Here is a 19,426-nt window from a genome sequence, read left to right as displayed (position 1 = left end):
AGAAGACTCGAACTTCCACGACCTTGCGGTCACCAGCACCTGAAGCTGGCGTGTCTACCAATTTCACCATCTGGGCATGATCTTCAGCGTTGCCGCTGTCGATGTGGCGCACTATACGGAGAGCATTTTGATCTGTAAACCCCTGATTTAATTTTAATAATTCAGAAGCCTGGAATGCAAAAACCCGCTTTCGCGGGTTTTTGTGTGAGCCTTGAAATTGATCTAATCTCAAGCTCGAAATTGGTGCCCAGAAGAAGACTCGAACTTCCACGACCTTGCGGTCACCAGCACCTGAAGCTGGCGTGTCTACCAATTTCACCATCTGGGCAGTATCGGCAGCGCTAGTGCGTCGTCGATGGCGCGCACTATACGGAGCGTCTTTTTAACTGTAAACCCCTGTCATCAAAAAAACCTGGAAAATTTTACCGGCGGCATTCAAATCAGCTTCGCGGTGTCGATAAAGGGCTTTAGATGGGCTGTCATAGCCTGAAATTTCCCGTTTCATTACGCCTATGCCAAACTAACCCGCATATAGACAAGGTGAAAACTCTCTAATGGCCGATTGGCAGTCCCTCGATCCCGAGGCCGCTCGTGAAGCGGAAAAATATGAAAACCCTATTCCTAGCCGCGAACTGATCCTTCAGCACCTTGCTGATCGAGGTTCGCCTGCTAACCGCGAGCAACTGGTCGAAGAGTTTGGTCTGACCACAGAAGACCAGATCGAAGCCCTGCGCCGCCGCCTGCGCGCCATGGAGCGCGACGCTCAACTGATCTATACCCGTCGCGGCACTTATGCGCCGGTGGACAAGCTTGACCTGATCCTGGGCCGCATCAGCGGTCACCGTGACGGTTTCGGCTTCCTGGTCCCGGACGACGGCAGTGACGACCTGTTCATGAGCCCGGCGCAAATGCGCCTGGTGTTCGATGGCGACCGTGCCCTGGCCCGTGTTTCCGGCCTCGACCGTCGCGGTCGCCGCGAAGGCATGATTGTCGAAGTGGTGTCCCGTGCCCACGAGAGCATCGTCGGTCGTTACTTCGAAGAGGGCGGTATCGGTTTCGTCGTCGCGGACAATCCGAAGATCCAACAAGAAGTGCTGGTGACGCCAGGTCGCAACGCCAACGCGCAGATCGGTCAGTTCGTCGAAGTGAAGATCACTCACTGGCCGACGCCACGCTTCCAGCCGCAAGGCGACGTGGTCGAGGTCGTGGGCAACTACATGGCGCCGGGCATGGAAATCGATGTTGCCCTGCGCACCTACGATATTCCGCACGTCTGGCCTGAAGCGGTCTTGAAAGAAGCCGCCAAGCTCAAGCCTGAAGTCGAAGAGAAAGACAAAGAGAAGCGCATCGACTTGCGTCATCTGCCGTTCGTGACCATCGACGGCGAAGATGCGCGTGACTTCGATGACGCGGTCTACTGCGAAGCCAAGCCGGGCAAGCTGCGCCTGTTCTCCGGTGGCTGGAAGTTGTACGTGGCGATCGCTGACGTTTCCAGCTATGTGAAAATCGGTTCGGCGCTGGATAACGAATCCCAGGTTCGCGGCAACTCGGTGTACTTCCCCGAGCGCGTGGTGCCGATGCTGCCTGAGCAGTTGTCCAACGGCCTGTGCTCGCTGAACCCGCACGTCGATCGCCTGGCCATGGTTTGCGAGATGACTATCTCCAAATCCGGCGAGATGACCGACTACTGCTTCTACGAAGCGGTGATTCACTCCCATGCCCGCCTGACCTACAACAAGGTCAGCACCATGCTGGAGACGCCAAAAGTCACCGAAGCGCGTCAGCTGCGTGGTGAATACACCAACGTTCTGCCGCACCTCAAGCAGCTGTACGCGCTGTACAAGGTTCTGCTGGCGGCCCGTCACGTGCGTGGCGCGATCGATTTCGAAACCCAGGAAACCCGGATCATCTTCGGCTCCGAGCGCAAGATTGCCGAAATCCGTCCGACCATTCGCAACGATGCTCACAAGCTGATTGAGGAATGCATGCTGGCGGCCAACGTGGCCACCGCCGAATTCCTGAAAAAGCACGAAATCCCTGCGTTGTATCGCGTCCACGACGGTCCGCCACCGGAGCGTCTGGAAAAACTGCGCGCCTTCCTCGGCGAGCTCGGCCTGTCCCTGCACAAAGGCAAGGACGGCCCGTCGCCGAAGGATTACCAGGCTTTGCTCGCGGGCATCAAGGACCGTCCGGATTTCCACCTGATCCAGACCGTCATGCTGCGCTCGTTGAGCCAGGCGGTGTACAGCGCCGATAACCAGGGCCACTTCGGCCTGAATTACGAAGCCTATACCCACTTCACTTCGCCGATTCGCCGCTACCCGGACTTGCTCACGCACCGGGCGATTCGCAGCGTTATCCATTCGAAAATGGACACCCCGCACGTTCGCCGTGCCGGTGCGATGACTATTCCGAAAGCGCGGATCTATCCATACGACGAAGCGATCCTGGAGCAGCTCGGCGAGCAGTGCTCGATGAGCGAGCGCCGTGCCGACGAAGCCACCCGCGACGTAGTGAACTGGCTCAAGTGCGAGTTCATGAAAGACCGCGTGGGCGAATCGTTCCCGGGTGTGATCACCGCCGTGACCGGTTTCGGCCTGTTCGTCGAACTGACCGATATTTATGTCGAAGGCCTGGTGCACGTCACCGCGCTGCCGGGCGACTACTACCACTTCGATCCTGTACACCACCGCCTCGCCGGTGAGCGTACCGGTCGTAGCTTCCGCCTGGGCGACACCGTTGAAGTGCGCGTGATGCGCGTCGACCTCGACGAGCGCAAGATCGACTTCGAGATGGCCGAAAAAACCATCAGCGCGCCGATCGGTCGCAAAAAGCGCGGCACTGAAACCACGGTGCCTGCTGCCGCTGCTACAAAATCGGCTGCCGAGCCGGCACTGGCCAAAGCCGGGCGTCGTCCTGCCAAGGAAAAGGCCGTCGAGGCCTATCGTCCGAGCGATGCCGCGGCAAAAAATGCCGAGTTGCGCAAAAGTCGTGAAATGAAACAGGCATTGCTGTCTGAAGCGAAAAGCGGCGGTAAAGCGGCGTCTGGGGGAAAGACCGGGCGGTCGGCGCCTGACAAGGCCTCCGGCGGCAAACCAGCCAAGCCAAGTAAACACCGTAAAGGCCCGCCAAAAGCGGGTTCCGCTCCAGCCGCCAGAAGCGGCGGGGCGCGTAAACCTAAGGCCAAGTCATGAGTCAGTTGGAAAAGATCTACGGCGTGCACGCGGTAGAAGCGTTACTGCGTCACCACCCAAAACGCGTCAAGCAGATCTGGCTGGCTGAAGGCCGCAGTGATCCGCGGGTTCAGACGCTGATCGAGCTCGCAGCCGAAAATCGCGTGGCCGTCGGTCAGGCTGAGCGTCGCGAGCTGGATGCCTGGGTTGAGGGCGTGCACCAGGGCGTGGTGGCGGACGTGAGTCCGAGCCAGGTCTGGGGCGAGGCCATGCTCGACGAGTTGCTCGATCGCACTGAAGGCGCACCGTTGCTGCTGGTGCTCGACGGCGTGACCGATCCGCACAACCTCGGCGCTTGCCTGCGTTCGGCCGATGCGGCCGGCGCGCTGGCGGTGATCGTGCCGAAGGACAAATCAGCCACGCTGACCCCGACGGTTCGAAAAGTTGCTTGTGGCGCGGCGGAAGTGATTCCGTTGGTCGCCGTGACCAACCTGGCGCGCACCCTGGAAAAACTCAAGCAGCGCGGCTTGTGGGTCGTCGGTACGGCGGGCGAGGCTGAACAGGATCTGTATCAACAGGACCTGACGGGCCCGACCATCCTGATCATGGGGGCCGAAGGTAGCGGTATGCGCCGCCTGACTCGCGATCTTTGCGACTATTTGGTGCGCCTGCCGATGGCTGGCAGCGTCAGCAGCCTCAACGTGTCCGTCGCCACCGGCGTCTGCCTGTTCGAAGCGCTGCGCCAGCGTGGCGTCAAAGCCGCCGGGACCGCCAAAAAGTCCTGACACTCCTTTGCAGGAGCCGCCGCAGGCGGCTCCTGCAAGTGTTCGGCTTTCCAGTCGAAGTGATTGTTCAAATAATCACCAATTGCCTTGCACCTCCCTCGACCCTTCTCTACAATTGCGCCCCTTGCTGTGACGGCAGGCACGCATGTGTCTATCGCGAGCAAGTCCATAAGTGTCATTCACTCCTTGTCTGACCGCTTTTGAGCGGCAGGCTACAACCCGTAAGGAGCATTCATGCGTCATTACGAAATCATCTTTTTGGTCCACCCGGATCAAAGCGAGCAAGTCGGCGGCATGGTTGAGCGTTACACCAAGCTGATCGAAGAAGACGGCGGCAAAATCCACCGTCTGGAAGATTGGGGCCGTCGTCAACTGGCCTACGCAATCAACAATGTTCACAAGGCTCACTACGTGATGCTGAACGTTGAGTGCACTGGCAAGGCCCTGGCCGAGCTGGAAGACAACTTCCGCTACAACGATGCAGTGATCCGTAACCTGGTCATCCGTCGCGAAGAAGCCGTTACCGGCCAATCCGAGATGCTCAAGGCTGAAGAAAACCGCAGTGAGCGCCGTGAGCGTCGCGACCGTCCTGAGCACTCCGACGCTGAAGGCGTTGACAGTGATGACAGCGACAACAGCGATAACGCTGACGAGTAATCCACGGACCTTTTGAGGAGCCTATTACATGGCACGTTTCTTCCGTCGTCGTAAATTCTGCCGCTTCACCGCTGAAGACGTGAAAGAGATCGATTACAAAGATCTCAACACTCTGAAAGCTTACGTATCCGAGACCGGCAAAATCGTTCCAAGCCGCATCACCGGTACCAAAGCACGTTATCAGCGTCAGCTGGCCACCGCTATCAAGCGCGCCCGCTTCCTGGCCCTGCTGGCCTACACCGACAGCCACGGCCGCTGAGACCGGGCAGTCGACACGTAGCAAAGGATTGAATGCATGCGCGCCTTAGCTGAGTTCATCATGCGCGGCCGTATGCAGGCCACTCTGGTAGTGGCCGGATGCGCAACATTGCCGTTGTTGTATTGGTTGGGTGCTGCCGCTGGATGCCTTGTGCTCCTGCGGCGCGGATTGAAGGACGCCGTTGGCGTACTTGCTCTGGGACTGCTGCCGGCGTTGATCTGGTGGCTTTTCTTCGACGACCCACGGGCACTTCTGGTGCTGCTGGGGTCTTCGAGCCTTGCGTTGGTTTTGCGCGCAAGCGAGTCCTGGAGCCGCGTGCTGCTGGTCAGCATAGCGATGGGATTGGTGTTTTCAGTGGTGCTGGGGGCGGCTTTTGCGCCCCAGATCGAGATGCTGGCGCAGGCTTTGATAAAAGTCATGCCGTCGCTACTCGGTGAGGTCTACCAGCAATTGTCGGTAGACGAGCAAGCGCGCTTTGCGTCCCTGATTGCACCGGTCCTGACCGGCCTGATTGCGGCTTTGTTGCAAATCGTCAGTGTGCTGAGCCTGATTGTCGGGCGCTACTGGCAGGCGTTGTTGTACAACCCGGGTGGTTTTGGTCGCGAGTTTCGCGCCATCCGAATCCCGCTGGGACCGGCGATGTTGCTGCTGGCGTTAATGCTTCTGGGGCCAAATCTTGGCCCGCAGATGGCCATGTTGACGCCGTTGTGCAGCGTACCGCTGGTGTTCGCCGGACTGGCCCTGATTCACGGGCTGGTGGCGCAAAAGCGACTGGCCAAATTCTGGCTGGTGGGGTTGTACGTCACGCTGTTGCTGTTCATGCAGCTGATCTATCCGTTGCTGGTGGTTCTGGCCATCGTCGACAGCCTGATTGATTTTCGCGGTCGTTCGGCACCGAAAGATGCCGATAGCGCGAACGGTGAAGGTTAAAAGTTAAGAGGATTTTCACATGCAACTGATCCTTCTGGAAAAAGTCACCAACCTGGGCAACCTGGGTGACAAAGTGAACGTTAAGGCTGGTTACGGTCGTAACTACCTGCTGCCATACGGCAAAGCTACCGCTGCGACCCCAGCCAACCTGGCTGCGTTCGAAGAGCGTCGCGCTGAGCTGGAAAAAGCCGCAGCAGACCGTAAAGCATCGGCTGAAAGCCGCGCCGCCCAACTGGCTGAGCTGGAAGTGACTATCACTGCCACCGCTGGTGACGAAGGCAAGCTGTTCGGTTCGATCGGCACCCACGACATCGCTGATGCACTGACCGCCTCTGGCGTTGAAGTTGCAAAAAGCGAAGTTCGTCTGCCGAACGGCACCATCCGCAACGTAGGCGAATTCGACGTAGCCGTGCACCTGCACGCCGAAGTTGAAGCCACCGTACGCGTTGTCGTGGTAGCAGCTTAAGCAGTACTTGTCGGCTGGCACCCTCGGGTGCTTGCCGGTAACATCGGGCACGATCCTGTTTACAGGTCGTGCCCTTTGTCTTTCTGCAGTTCCTGATTTTCACAACTCCTGCTTTTCCTGAATAAACCAAGTGGCCATGAACGATATCTCCGCTCCCGAGCAATACGATCTGCAAACCGCTGCCCTGAAGGTGCCGCCGCATTCCATCGAGGCCGAACAGGCCGTGCTCGGTGGTCTGATGCTGGACAACAACGCCTGGGAGCGCGTGCTCGATCAAGTCTCCGACGGCGATTTCTATCGGCATGACCACCGCCTGATCTTCCGGGCCATCGCCAAACTGGCGGACCAGAACCAGCCGATCGACGTCGTGACCCTGGCCGAGCAATTGGACAAGGAAGGTCAGACATCCCAGGTCGGCGGTCTCGGTTACCTTGGCGAACTGGCAAAAAACACGCCGTCCGTCGCCAACATCAAGGCCTATGCCCAGATCGTTCGCGAGCGGGCAACCCTGCGCCAGTTGATCGGCATCAGTACCGAAATCGCCGACAGCGCTTTCAACCCTGAAGGCCGCACCGCCGCCGAGATTCTCGACGAGGCTGAACGGCAGATCTTCCAGATCGCCGAGGCCCGTCCGAAAACCGGCGGCCCGGTCAGCGTCAACGACCTGCTGACCAAGGCCATCGACCGCATCGACACCTTGTTCAACACCGATAACTCGATCACCGGCCTGTCCACCGGTTACACCGACCTCGACGAGAAGACCAGTGGCCTGCAACCGGCCGACCTGATCATCGTCGCCGGCCGTCCGTCCATGGGTAAAACCACCTTTGCGATGAACCTGGTGGAAAACGCCGTGCTACGCAGCGAGAAGGCTGTCCTGGTTTACTCCCTCGAGATGCCAGGCGAATCGCTGATCATGCGTATGCTGTCGTCCCTCGGTCGTATCGACCAGACCAAGGTCCGGGCCGGTCGCCTGGAAGACGACGACTGGCCACGCCTGACGTCGGCGGTCAACCTGCTCAATGATCGCAAGTTGTTCATCGACGACACGGCGGGTATCAGCCCCTCGGAAATGCGCGCCCGGACCCGTCGTCTGGTGCGTGAGCACGGTGAGATCGGTCTGATCATGATCGACTACCTGCAACTGATGCAGATCCCGGGGTCCAGTGGTGACAACCGGACCAACGAGATTTCCGAGATCTCCCGGTCCCTGAAAGCCCTGGCCAAGGAATTCAACTGCCCGGTGGTGGCACTGTCCCAGCTCAACCGTTCCCTGGAACAACGCCCGAACAAGCGTCCGGTGAACTCCGACTTGCGGGAATCGGGAGCGATCGAGCAGGACGCCGACGTGATCATGTTCGTTTACCGGGACGAGGTGTATCACCCGGAAACCGAACACAAAGGCATTGCCGAAATCATCATCGGCAAGCAGCGGAACGGCCCGATCGGCTTTATCCGCCTGGCCTTCATCGGCAAATACACCCGATTTGAAAACCTGGCGCCGGGTAGCTACAACTTCGACGACGATGAATAACTGTGGCGAGGGCTTCTGTGGTGAGGGGGCTTGTCGGAGCGCCGCACCGCCCCGTTCGGCTGCGAAGCAGTTGTAGATCCTGAATTTGCGGTATCACAGATAAACTATGGGGGCCGCTTCGCAGCCCAACGGGGGCAAGCCCCCTCGCCACAAGGGTTATATGTAGCCCCGGGATTTTTGCGAAAACAGCTCCACCGATTTCCGACCATAGCCGTCGGAATTGGTCAAAATTTGTGCTATATTCCGCGCCCGCGAAATTCAATGAAAGCCAACACCGGTTATCGACATGCAAGCAGCCAAGCCGTTATTTGACTATCCCAAGTACTGGGCCGAATGTTTCGGGCCAGCGCCATTCCTGCCCATGAGCAGGGAGGAGATGGATCAGCTCGGCTGGGATTCCTGCGACATCATCATCGTCACCGGTGATGCCTACGTCGACCATCCGTCGTTCGGCATGGCGATCATCGGCCGGCTGCTGGAGGCCCAGGGCTTCCGCGTCGGGATCATCGCGCAGCCGAACTGGCAGTCCAAAGACGACTTCATGAAGCTCGGCGAGCCGAACCTGTTTTTCGGTGTCGCGGCCGGCAACATGGACTCGATGATCAACCGCTACACCGCCGACAAGAAAATCCGTTCCGACGACGCCTACACCCCCGGTGGCCTGGCGGGCAAACGTCCGGACCGCGCGAGTCTGGTTTACAGCCAGCGCTGCAAGGAAGCCTACAAGCACGTACCGATTGTGCTCGGCGGCATCGAAGCCTCCCTGCGCCGCATCGCCCACTACGATTACTGGCAGGATCGGGTGCGCAACTCGATCCTGATCGACGCCTGCGCCGACATCCTGCTCTACGGCAACGCCGAGCGTGCGATCGTCGAAGTCGCCCAGCGCCTGTCCTACGGTCACAAGATCGAAGACATCACCGATGTTCGCGGTACCGCGTTCATTCGTCGTGATACGCCGCAAGGCTGGTACGAAGTCGACTCCACGCGCATCGACCGTCCGGGCAAGATCGACAAGATCATCAACCCGTACGTGAACACCCAAGACACTCAGGCTTGCGCAATCGAGCAGGAAAAGGGACCGGTCGAAGATCCGGAAGAAGCCAAGGTCGTACAGATCCTGGCCAGCCCGAAAATGACTCGCGACAAGACCGTCATTCGTCTGCCATCGGTTGAAAAAGTCCGTGGCGATGCGGTGCTTTACGCTCACGCCAACCGCGTGCTGCACCTGGAAACCAACCCGGGTAATGCCCGTGCACTGGTGCAGAAGCATGGCGAAGTAGACGTCTGGTTCAACCCGCCGCCGATTCCGATGACCACCGAAGAAATGGACTACGTGTTCGGCATGCCTTACGCGCGCGTTCCGCACCCGGCGTACGGCAAGGAAAAGATCCCGGCCTACGAGATGATCCGTTTCTCGGTGAACATCATGCGTGGCTGCTTCGGCGGCTGCACCTTCTGCTCGATCACCGAGCACGAAGGCCGGATCATCCAGAACCGTTCTGAAGAGTCGATCATTCGCGAAATCGAAGAGATCCGCGACAAGGTCCCGGGCTTCACCGGCGTCATTTCCGACCTCGGCGGCCCGACCGCGAACATGTACCGCATCGCCTGCAAGACCCCGGAAATCGAATCCGCGTGCCGCAAGCCTTCATGCGTGTTCCCTGGCATTTGCCCGAATCTCAATACCGATCACTCGTCGCTGATCCAGCTCTATCGCAGCGCCCGTGCCTTGCCAGGCGTGAAGAAGATCCTGATCGCCTCTGGCCTGCGCTACGACCTCGCGGTCGAGTCGCCGGAGTACGTCAAGGAGCTGGTGACCCACCACGTTGGTGGTTACCTGAAGATCGCCCCGGAACACACCGAGGAAGGTCCGCTCAACCAGATGATGAAACCGGGCATCGGCAGCTATGACAAGTTCAAGCGCATGTTCGAGAAGTACACCAAGGAAGCCGGGAAAGAGCAGTACCTGATTCCGTACTTCATCGCCGCTCACCCGGGCACCACCGACGAAGACATGATGAACCTGGCCCTGTGGCTCAAGGGCAACGGTTTCCGTGCCGACCAGGTGCAGGCGTTCTACCCGTCGCCGATGGCCACCGCCACCGCGATGTACCACTCGGGCAAGAACCCGCTGCGCAAGGTCACTTACAAGAGTGACGGCGTGACCATCGTCAAGAGCGAAGAGCAGCGTCGCCTGCACAAAGCGTTCTTGCGTTATCACGACCCGAAAGGCTGGCCGATGCTGCGTGAAGCGCTGACCCGCATGGGCCGCGCCGACCTGATCGGGCCGGGCAAGAACCAGTTGATCCCGTTGCATCAGCCAGCGACCGACAGCTACCAGAGCGCCCGTCGCAAGAACTCGACGCCGGTTGGCAGCCACAAAGTGGCCAAGGAAACGACCACCAAGATCCTGACCCAGCACACTGGTCTGCCACCGCGTGCCAGCGATGGCGGCAACCCGTGGGACAAGCGTGAACAGGCCAAGGCGGCGGCATTTGCCCGCAACCAGCAGGCGGCCAAGGAGCGCAAGGACGCGGCCAAAGGCAAGGGGCCGAAGCCTGCGCGAAAGCCGGTTGTACCGCGCTAAACGTCGCTTGAGCTGAACAGAACGCCAACCTTCGGGTTGGCGTTCTGCGTTTCAGGAACAACGAATCTCATTGTGGCGAGGGAGCTTGCTCCCGTTCGGCTGCGAAGCAGTCGTCAGTTTTTTAGGGCCGCTGCGCGCCCCAGCGGGAGCAAGCTCCCTCGCCACAGAGACCGCGTACATTCACGTCCTCGCCACATTTGCGTGCAACTGCGCCAAACCAATTTCCCGCATCGCCCGATTTTGGTGCTGTACTGCCTCAAGCAATTGGAGAAAGCGCCAACGCCGCTGTCTGGCATAAGTCTTGCGCGCTTTCCTATAAGTTTAAGGCTCGCAGGAGGCACGCCGTGTCGATTCATGTCGCATTGCATCACGTCACGCATTACCGCTACGACCGCGCCGTCGAGCTCGGTCCGCAGATCGTTCGCCTGCGCCCGGCCGCCCACAGCCGCACGCGGATACTGTCCTATGCGTTGAAAGTCTCGCCCGAGCAGCACTTCATCAACTGGCAGCAAGACCCTCAGGGTAATTACCTGGCGCGGTTGGTGTTCCCGGAGAAAACCGATGAGCTGCGGATCGAAGTCGACCTGCTGGCCGAGATGGCGGTCTTCAATCCCTTCGACTTCTTCCTCGAGCCCTACGCCGAGAAGATCCCTTTCGCCTATGCAGCGGATGAGCGCAAAGAGCTGGCGCCGTACCTGGAAACCTTGCCCCTGACGCCGACATTCAAGGCCTATCTGGACGGCATCGACCGCACGCCGCTGCCCAGCGTGGATTTCCTCGTCGCGCTCAACCAGCGCCTGAGCGAAGACATCGGTTACCTGATTCGTATGGAGCCGGGCGTACAGACCCCGGAATACACCCTCGAGCATGCCTCCGGCTCCTGCCGCGACTCGGCGTGGTTGCTGGTGCAATTGCTGCGCAACCTCGGCCTGGCTGCGCGATTCGTTTCCGGTTACCTGATTCAACTGACCGCCGACGTCAAAAGCCTCGACGGTCCCTCTGGCACTGAAGTGGATTTCACTGACCTGCATGCCTGGTGCGAAGTCTATTTGCCCGGTGCAGGTTGGATCGGCCTGGACGCGACCTCGGGGTTGTTTGCCGGTGAAGGACACATTCCGTTGGCGTGCAGCCCCGACCCGTCCTCTGCGGCGCCGATCAGTGGTTTGGTGGAACCGTGCGAGTGCGAATTCACCCACGAAATGTCGGTCGAGCGGATTTGGGAAGCGCCAAGGGTTACCAAACCCTACACCGAAGACCAATGGCTGGCGATTCAGGCGTTGGGCCGGCAGATTGATGCTGATTTGCTCGAAGGCGACGTGCGCCTGACCATGGGCGGCGAGCCGACGTTCGTTTCCATCGATGACCCGGACGGCGCCGAGTGGAACACCGCCGCGCTCGGGCCAGACAAGCGGCGCCTCTCCGCCGAACTGTTCCAGCGCATGCGCAAGCATTACGCGCCCAAGGGCCTGGTGCATTTCGGTCAGGGCAAGTGGTACCCCGGCGAGCAACTGCCGCGCTGGTCGCTGAACTGCTATTGGCGCCGCGATGGCGTGCCGATCTGGCATAACAGCGCGCTGATTGCCGATGAGCAGGAAGATTACGGCGCCGATGGTGAACTGGCCGGGCGTTTTCTGGCGAGCGTCGCCGAACGCTTGAAAATTCCGACACGCTTCGTGTTCCCGGCCTACGAAGACAATTTCTATTACCTCTGGCGTGAAGGCGCCTTACCGCAGAACGTCAGCGCTGAAGACTCACGCCTGGAAGAACCTTTGGAGCGTGCGCGCCTGCGCAAAGTCTTCAGTCAAGGCCTGGACAAGGTCATCGGTCAGGTCCTGCCGCTGGCGCGCACCGCCAAGGGCGATCAATGGCAGAGCGGTCGCTGGTACCTGCGCGAGGAACACTGCCGGTTGGTGCCGGGGGATTCGCCACTGGGGTATCGCTTGCCGCTCGGTTCGCAGCCTTGGGTGAAAGCCGCGGAGTACCCGTTCATTCACCCCACGGACCCGAATCAGGATTTCCCGGCGCTGCCGGACACCGAGCAGCTACAGAATCACGCTCAACCGAAAACGGCCGACGAACGTGTACCCGAGATCGACCAGTCCGCCGACTGGCTGACCCGCACCGCGTTCTGCGCCGAAGCACGTGAAGGTCGGTTGTACCTGTTCATGCCGCCACTGGAGCGGGTCGAGGACTACCTGGAGCTGGTCGCCGCCATCGAAGCCACCGCCGAGGAACTGCATTGCCCGGTATTGCTGGAAGGCTATGAACCGCCGAGCGATCCGCGCCTGAGCAACTTCCGCATTACCCCGGATCCGGGCGTGATCGAGGTCAACGTCCAGCCGTCCGCCACCTGGGACGAGTTGGTGGAACGCACCGAGTTTCTTTATGAAGAGGCGCGCCAGACCCGGCTGACCACCGAGAAGTTCATGATCGATGGCCGGCACACCGGCACCGGCGGCGGCAACCATTTCGTCCTGGGTGGCGCGACCCCGGCTGACTCACCGTTTCTGCGCCGTCCTGACCTGCTGCGCAGCCTGATCAGCTACTGGCATAACCACCCATCCCTGTCCTACCTGTTTTCCGGGCTGTTCATCGGTCCGACATCCCAGGCACCGCGGGTGGACGAAGCGCGCAATGATTCGCTGTATGAGCTGGAAATCGCCTTCGCCCAGATGCCGACGCCAGGCGAAGAATGCCCGCCATGGCTGGTGGATCGCTTGCTTCGCAATTTGCTGATCGACGTGACCGGCAACACCCACCGCGCCGAGTTCTGCATCGACAAGCTCTATTCACCGGACGGCGCCACCGGACGCCTCGGCTTGCTGGAACTGCGAGCCTTTGAAATGCCGCCCCATGCACGCATGAGCCTGGCTCAGCAGTTGTTGTTGCGGGCGCTGGTGGCGCGGTTCTGGCGCGAGCCTTATGCGCCGCCGAAACTGGCGCGCTGGGGCACCGAACTGCACGACCGGTTCCTGCTGCCGCACTTTATCGAGCAGGATTTCGCCGATGTGATCGTCGACCTGAATGCCGCCGGTTATCCGGTGCGGGCAGAGTGGTTCGCGGCGCATCTGGAGTTCCGTTTTCCCAAGGTCGGCGACTACGCCGTCAGCGGCATCGAGCTGGAATTGCGTCAGGCGCTGGAGCCCTGGCATGTGTTGGGCGAAGAGGGCAGCGCGGGCGGTACGGTGCGTTATGTGGATTCGTCCCTGGAACGTTTGCAGGTCAAGCTGACGGGGTTGGCGCCGCAACGTTATCTGCTGACCTGCAATGGCATCCCGGTGCCGTTACAACCTACCGGTCGGGTCGGCGAGTTCGTCGCCGGTGTACGTTTCCGTGCCTGGCAACCGTACAACTGTCTGCAACCGACTATCCCGGTCCACGCACCGCTGGTGTTCGACTTGCTCGACACCTGGATGGGGCGCTCGCTGGGCGGTTGTCAGTACCACGTCGCCCATCCGGGCGGGCGCAACTACGACAGCCTGCCGGTGAACGCCAATGAGGCCGAGAGCCGGCGGATGGCGCGTTTCTTCCGCGTCGGACACTCGCCAGGGAAACTTCCGATACCGAATCTGGAAATCAACGACGAGCTGCCGATGACGCTCGATTTACGACGTTTTTAAACCGTACGCGACGCTCGGATTTTTCGTCTATCCGGGCGTCATGAGCCTGCGTTAGTCTGACCGTTCTTTGCTGTCTGCCGAGCTTTCCATGCCTGACCTGCTTGACCGCTACCCGTTGACCGCGGGCACCTATCACGAACTGCTCGACAACAGCGGCGCCGTGCGCCCGCACTGGCGGCGGCTGTTCGATCAATTGCAACGCAGCACGCCAGCGCAACTGGTGCAGCGTCAGGCGCTGCTGACCCGACAGATTCAGGAAAACGGCGTGACCTACAATGTCTACGCCGACCCCAAGGGCGCCGATCGGCCGTGGGAGCTGGATTTGTTGCCTCATGTGATTGCAGCCGATGAGTGGCAGCAGTTATCGGCCGGGATCGCTCAACGGGCGCGTTTGCTCAATGCTGTGCTGGCGGACCTGTACGGTCCTCAACGTTTGATCGCCGAAGGCCTGCTGCCGGCTGAACTGGTGTTCGGTCATAACAACTTCCTCTGGCCTTGCCAAGGCATTGCACCGCCCGACGGGGCTTTTCTGCATCTGTATGCCGTGGACTTGGCGCGCACGCCTGACGGTCGCTGGTGGGTGACCGCCGACCGCACTCAAGCGCCATCCGGTGCCGGTTACGCCCTGGAAAACCGCACCATCGTGTCCCGAGCCTTCCCCGAGTTGTACCGCGACTTGAAGGTGCGGCATCTGTCCGGGTTCTTCCGCACACTTCAGGAAACACTCGCCCGGCAGGCGCCGAGCGATGATGAAGCGCCACTGGTGGTCCTGCTGACACCGGGGCGTTTCAACGAAAGCTATTTCGAGCACTTGTACCTGGCTCGTCAGCTCGGTTATCCACTGGTGGAAGGCGGCGATCTGACCGTCCGCGATGCCACGGTGTACCTGAAGACCTTGAGCGGCCTGCGCCGGGTTCACGCGATCATGCGTCGGCTCGACGATGATTTCTGCGACCCGCTGGAGCTGCGCACCGACTCGGCCCTTGGCGTGCCGGGGCTGCTCGAAGCGGTGCGTCAGGGCCGGGTGCTGGTGGCCAACGCCCTCGGCAGCGGTGTGCTGGAGTCGCCGGGTTTGCTGGGCTTCCTGCCGAAAATCAATCAATTCCTGTTCGGCGAAGAGTTGATCCTGCCGTCCATCGCAACCTGGTGGTGCGGCGAAGCGCCGGTGCTTGCCCAGGCCCTGGAAAAACTGCCGGAACTGTTGATCAAGCCAGCGTTTCCGTCGCAGAGCTTCGCACCGGTGTTTGGGCGTGATTTGAGTGAAAAACAGCGCCAGGCTCTGGCCGATCGCATGCAGGCACGGCCTTATGCCTATGTTGCGCAAGAATTGGCGCAACTGTCCCAGGCGCCGATCTGGCAGGCCGAAGGCGGACAGTTGCAACCGCGAGCCATCGGCATGCGCGTGTATGCGGTGGCCAGTCGGGAGGGTTATCGAGTGCTGTCCGGTGGCCTGACCCGGGTTGCCGCCGAGGCCGATGCCGAAGCGGTGTCGATGCAGCGCGGCGGTGCGAGCAAGGACACCTGGGTATTGGGCGATCACCCGCCCAGCGGCGAACAATGGAAAGCCCAGCGCAACATTGGCGTTCACGATCTGGTGCGCCGTGATCCGTATCTGCCATCGCGGGTGGTCGAGAATCTGTTCTGGTTCGGCCGTTACTGCGAGCGCTGCGATGACAGCGCGCGGCTACTGAGGGTCATGCTCGCGCGCTATGTCGATGGCGATGACCCGCAAGCCCTGGAGGCGGCGGTCGATCTCGGTGAACGCCTGAATCTGTTGCCGGAGGAGGGTGAGTTGCCGGAACGATTGCTGGCGGCGCTGCTCGGCGATGATTGGCCGTTCAGCCTGCGTTCCAATCTGCAGCGTTTGCAGTGGGCGGCTTCGCAAGTACGCGGCAAGCTCTCGCGAGAGAACTGGCAAGCGCTGGTGGAGTTGCAGCGCGAGGCTATGGGGCTGGAAACCGAAGAGCCGGATTTCGGCGAGTTGCTGGACTTCCTCAACCGATTGGTGATGTCGCTGGCGGCGCTGTCCGGCTTTGCCCTCGACGACATGACCCGGGATGAGGGCTGGCGTTTCCTGATGATCGGTCGGCGAATCGAACGGCTGCAATTTCTCAGCGGCAGTCTGGCGGCGTTTTTGCGCGGCGCCGGGGCTTTCGATCAGGCCGGGCTGGAATGGCTGCTGGAGCTGGGTAACAGCGGCATCACCTACCGCTCGCGGTACCTGGCGGTGGCGCAATTGATCCCGGTGCTCGACCTGTTGCTGCTCGATGACCAGAACCCGCACGCGGTGCTGTTCCAGTTGAAACTGGTGACCCGTACGTTGAAGCGCTTGAACGACGACTTCGGCGCGCCGCGCGAAACAGGTCTGCTGCAGTTGGTGGAGCGGCTGGCGCACTTCGATCTGGGCTGCCTGGAGAACTCGCTGTTCGGCGAGGCCAGTGTTCACGCCGCCGTAGAGGGGCTGGCGGATCTGCTGCAAGAGATCGCCGATGCCAGCGGACAGGTGTCGGATCGCCTGGCCTTGCGCCATTTCGCCCATGTCGATGATGTCAGCCAGCGCACGGTGTCCGTCTGATGAGTGCCCATTACCAGATTTTCCACGACACCCATTATCACTACGACAGCCCGGTGTCCCTGGCCCAGCAACTGGCGCATCTGTGGCCGCGCGCCTGTGCCTGGCAGCGCTGCACCGAACAGCAGTTGCAGATCAGTCCCCAGCCGACTTCACGCCGGGATGAGCTGGATGTGTTCGGCAATCCGCTGACCCGGTTGGCGTTCGAGCGCCCCCACGATGAATTGCTGGTCAACGCTCGGCTCACCGTCGAAGTGCTGGAACGGCCGTCACTGGACTTCAATCAATCACCGGCCTGGGAAGCGACCTGCAACGCGCTGACCTACAGCAGTCAGCCACTCTCGCCTGCGTTGCTGGAAGCCTGCCGTTATCGGTTCGAATCGCCCTACGTGCATTTGAAGCGCAGTTTCGTCGAGTTCTCCGAAAGTTGCTTTCCTGCTGGCCGGCCATTGCTGCTGGGTGTTCAAGCGTTGATGGAGAAGATCTTCAGCGAGTTCACCTTCGACGCCGAGGCGACCCAAGTGGCGACGCCGTTGGTGGAAGTGCTGGAGAGGCGTCGTGGGGTTTGCCAGGACTTCGCGCATTTGATGCTCGCTTGCCTGCGCTCCCGTGGGTTGGCGGCGCGGTACGTCAGCGGCTATCTGCTGACACAGCCCCCACCGGGCCAGCCACGGCTGATCGGCGCCGATGCGTCGCATGCGTGGGTGTCGGTGTTTTGCCCGGTGCTGGGTTGGGTGGATTTTGACCCGACCAACAATGTGCAACCGGCGCTGGAGCACATCACCCTGGCCTGGGGCCGGGATTTTTCCGATGTGTCGCCGTTGCGCGGGGTGATTCTGGGCGGTGGCAGCCATGATCCCGAAGTTCGGGTGACAGTGATGCCATTGGAATAGCGCAGACCCCATGCGGGAATGTGTTTTTTGGAGGAGGGTTTCAAATTGGCCTGTGAGGGCCAGCAACATCGTTGCTGACCCTGGACACAGATCCGGTGGGCCTGATCAGATCATCGGGCCCTGAGGGTCTCAGGCGTCGGGCGCCTGATCTTTCGATGCTTCAACATCATCTTCTGCCGCCACTTCACCTTCTGCATCCGGGTTCAGTGCTGCTGCTTCTTCTTCAGCTGTAGCTTTCTTGCGCTGAAGCTTTTCCTCTTTCTTCTGCTCCTTGGCCAAGTCTCTCTGACGTTTGGCGAAGGAATAATTAGGTTTAGCCATGGGCGATCCTCTGGGGTCGAAGGTGAGGTTGAGCGGCACATATTCTGCCCTGTATCGGCACCGAGCCGTTAGCTGGGTTTTTGCTCGGTCCATTTTGGCGGTACCGAGGGTTGCCAGGCGTCCAGTGCATCGAGCAGGGTTTGCGGTGATTCGCTCATTTGCAGCATGTCACGGTGCTGCCCGCGAACGAAGCCTTCGCCGACGATATGATCGAGAAAAGACGTCAACTTGCTGTAGAAACCGTTCACTTCCAGCAAGCCCAGCGGTTTGCCGTGATAACCGAGCTGGCCCCAGGTCCAGACTTCGAACAACTCTTCCAGCGTGCCCAGGCCGCCGGGCAGGGCGATGAACGCATCGCTGAGCTCGGCCATTCGTGCCTTGCGCGCATGCATGCCGTCGACCACTTCCAGGCGGGTCAGGCTGCTGTGGCCGATTTCCTTGTCCTTGAGGCTCTGCGGAATGATCCCGATCACTTCGCCACCGGCCGCGAGTGCGGCATCAGCCACAATCCCCATCAGCCCGACAGCGCCGCCGCCATAGACCAGGGTCAGCTTGCGCTCGGCCAATGCTCGCCCCAGGGCGACAGCCGCTTCACGATAAGCCGGATTGGTGCCGGTGCTGGCACCGCAAAATACACAAACGGACGTTAAAGACATGCCTTACTCCATGGTCAACCAGGACCACAGAGTAAAGGCAGGCTCGCATCGTTCCAAGGGTTAAACCGCGCGTTCAGGTGTTTCGTAAGTGCCACTGGCGCCACAGGCGTAGGCGGCCAACAAACTGCTCAACAAGCTGCTGAAAGACATGACAGGCGCTCCAGGTGAGTAATGATGGCGCTGATGATAGGGCCGTCCCAGACGTCTGGCTGGTAGATTGTTTCGATGGGTGTCATAGCCCGAAAGTTGTATACAATTTTTGATTCAGGTCATAGGAACTTGCGAAGATTTCAGGCAGTCTTCTGTCCATTCGCACTTTTGTTAACCCTGCCTTGGAGATTCACCATGTTTGCCAAACTTGTTGCGGTATCCCTGCTGACACTGGCCAGCAGCCAATTGATGGCTGCTGAGTGCAAAACGACCATCGACTCCACCGATCAGATGTCCTTCAACACCAAGGCCATTGAAATCGACAAAAGCTGCAAGACCTTCACCGTTGAACTGACCCACTCCGGCAGCCTGCCGAAAAACGTCATGGGCCATAACCTGGTGATCAGCAAAGAGGCTGACATGCAGCCGATCGCCACCGACGGACTGTCGGCTGGCATCGACAAGAATTACCTGAAAGAAGGTGATACCCGCGTCATCGCTCACACCAAAGTCATTGGCGCTGGCGAAAAGGATTCTGTGACGTTCGATGTGTCGAAGCTCAATGCAGCCGAAAAATACGGCTTCTTCTGCTCGTTCCCGGGCCACATCTCGATGATGAAAGGCACGGTTACCCTGAAGTAATCGATTCAAACGCATAAAAAAAGCGTCCACCTGGGACGCTTTTTTTTTGTGCTCATTCTTTGACCAACCCGAATCCTTGTAGGAGCTGTCGAGTTAAGCGGGGCGGCGGAAATTTTTTTTTTTTTTTTAATATGAAAATAAAAAAAAAACCACCAACGTTTAAAAGTGAGCGCCAAAA

15 protein-coding genes and 1 tRNA gene are annotated in these 19,426 nt (G+C 59.9%); 12 read left to right on the top strand and 4 right to left on the bottom strand.

What is annotated here, in order from left to right:
* Window positions 1-271: hypothetical protein (locus ACCC96_RS29215; protein WP_413697625.1), on the bottom strand; the 271-nt coding region annotated here is incomplete at its 3' end.
* A tRNA-Leu gene (locus ACCC96_RS29210) sits at window positions 242-328 on the bottom strand. The genes ACCC96_RS29215 and ACCC96_RS29210, both read right to left, overlap by 30 nt.
* A gap of 226 nt (window positions 329-554) precedes the next feature.
* Here ACCC96_RS29210 and rnr point away from each other — a divergent pair.
* The 11 genes from rnr to ACCC96_RS29155 all read left to right on the top strand — a co-directional run bounded on the left by rnr (window position 555) and on the right by ACCC96_RS29155 (window position 17,479).
* The gene (gene rnr, locus ACCC96_RS29205; RefSeq protein WP_413697624.1) at window positions 555-3,194 is read left to right on the top strand and encodes a ribonuclease R; all 2,640 of its coding nucleotides are present in this window, start codon (window positions 555-557) and stop codon (window positions 3,192-3,194) included.
* Window positions 3,191-3,958: a 23S rRNA (guanosine(2251)-2'-O)-methyltransferase RlmB gene (gene rlmB, locus ACCC96_RS29200; protein WP_018928494.1), complete on the top strand. Its 768-nt coding sequence runs from the start codon at window positions 3,191-3,193 to the stop codon at window positions 3,956-3,958. Before rnr ends, rlmB begins: the two co-directional genes overlap by 4 nt.
* Before the next feature lie 234 nt (window positions 3,959-4,192).
* Window positions 4,193-4,615 (top strand): 30S ribosomal protein S6, encoded by a 423-nt coding sequence (gene rpsF, locus ACCC96_RS29195; RefSeq protein ID WP_007939579.1) that lies wholly within the window; start codon window positions 4,193-4,195, stop codon window positions 4,613-4,615.
* Window positions 4,616-4,643: 28 nt separating this feature from the next.
* Entirely contained in the window at window positions 4,644-4,874 is a 231-nt protein-coding gene (gene rpsR, locus ACCC96_RS29190; RefSeq protein ID WP_002551829.1) for a 30S ribosomal protein S18, read from the top strand.
* Window positions 4,875-4,910: 36 nt separating this feature from the next.
* A complete protein-coding gene (locus ACCC96_RS29185) occupies window positions 4,911-5,804 on the top strand; it encodes a hypothetical protein (protein ID WP_111455423.1) in 894 nt (297 codons plus the stop codon).
* 19 nt (window positions 5,805-5,823) lie between these two features.
* A complete protein-coding gene (gene rplI, locus ACCC96_RS29180) occupies window positions 5,824-6,270 on the top strand; it encodes a 50S ribosomal protein L9 (RefSeq protein ID WP_007939577.1) in 447 nt (148 codons plus the stop codon).
* Window positions 6,271-6,406: 136 nt separating this feature from the next.
* Window positions 6,407-7,804 (top strand): replicative DNA helicase, encoded by a 1,398-nt coding sequence (gene dnaB / locus ACCC96_RS29175; protein WP_019650685.1) that lies wholly within the window; start codon window positions 6,407-6,409, stop codon window positions 7,802-7,804.
* A 286-nt stretch (window positions 7,805-8,090) separates the two neighbouring features.
* Complete coding sequence (locus ACCC96_RS29170; RefSeq protein ID WP_413697623.1) at window positions 8,091-10,394, top strand: YgiQ family radical SAM protein; 2,304 nt, start codon at window positions 8,091-8,093, stop codon at window positions 10,392-10,394.
* A 344-nt stretch (window positions 10,395-10,738) separates the two neighbouring features.
* Window positions 10,739-14,014: a DUF2126 domain-containing protein gene (locus ACCC96_RS29165; RefSeq protein WP_258672202.1), complete on the top strand. Its 3,276-nt coding sequence runs from the start codon at window positions 10,739-10,741 to the stop codon at window positions 14,012-14,014.
* An 88-nt stretch (window positions 14,015-14,102) separates the two neighbouring features.
* Window positions 14,103-16,589 carry a circularly permuted type 2 ATP-grasp protein gene (locus ACCC96_RS29160; protein ID WP_413697622.1) on the top strand — a complete coding sequence of 829 codons (2,487 nt, stop codon included), beginning with the start codon at window positions 14,103-14,105 and terminating at the stop codon, window positions 16,587-16,589.
* Window positions 16,589-17,479, top strand: coding sequence for a transglutaminase family protein (locus ACCC96_RS29155; protein WP_019650681.1), 891 nt, complete (start codon window positions 16,589-16,591; stop codon window positions 17,477-17,479). Before ACCC96_RS29160 ends, ACCC96_RS29155 begins: the two co-directional genes overlap by 1 nt.
* Window positions 17,480-17,608: 129 nt before the next feature.
* Here ACCC96_RS29155 and ACCC96_RS29150 read toward each other — a convergent pair whose 3' ends face one another.
* Entirely contained in the window at window positions 17,609-17,800 is a 192-nt protein-coding gene (locus ACCC96_RS29150; RefSeq protein ID WP_413697621.1) for a hypothetical protein, read from the bottom strand.
* 68 nt (window positions 17,801-17,868) lie between these two features.
* Window positions 17,869-18,456, bottom strand: coding sequence for a TIGR00730 family Rossman fold protein (locus ACCC96_RS29145; RefSeq protein ID WP_413697620.1), 588 nt, complete (start codon window positions 18,454-18,456; stop codon window positions 17,869-17,871).
* 345 nt (window positions 18,457-18,801) lie between these two features.
* Here ACCC96_RS29145 and azu point away from each other — a divergent pair, with 345 nt between their 5' ends.
* Window positions 18,802-19,248, top strand: coding sequence for an azurin (azu, locus tag ACCC96_RS29140; protein ID WP_019650679.1), 447 nt, complete (start codon window positions 18,802-18,804; stop codon window positions 19,246-19,248).
* Window positions 19,249-19,426 lie beyond the last annotated feature (178 nt).

Source organism: Pseudomonas sp. Pseusp11 (assembly GCF_047304405.1).
In the GTDB taxonomy this organism is placed as follows: Bacteria; Pseudomonadota; Gammaproteobacteria; order Pseudomonadales; family Pseudomonadaceae; genus Aquipseudomonas.
Note: the sequence above shows the minus strand (reverse complement) of the source record. Positions and strands in the feature narration are given on the sequence as shown.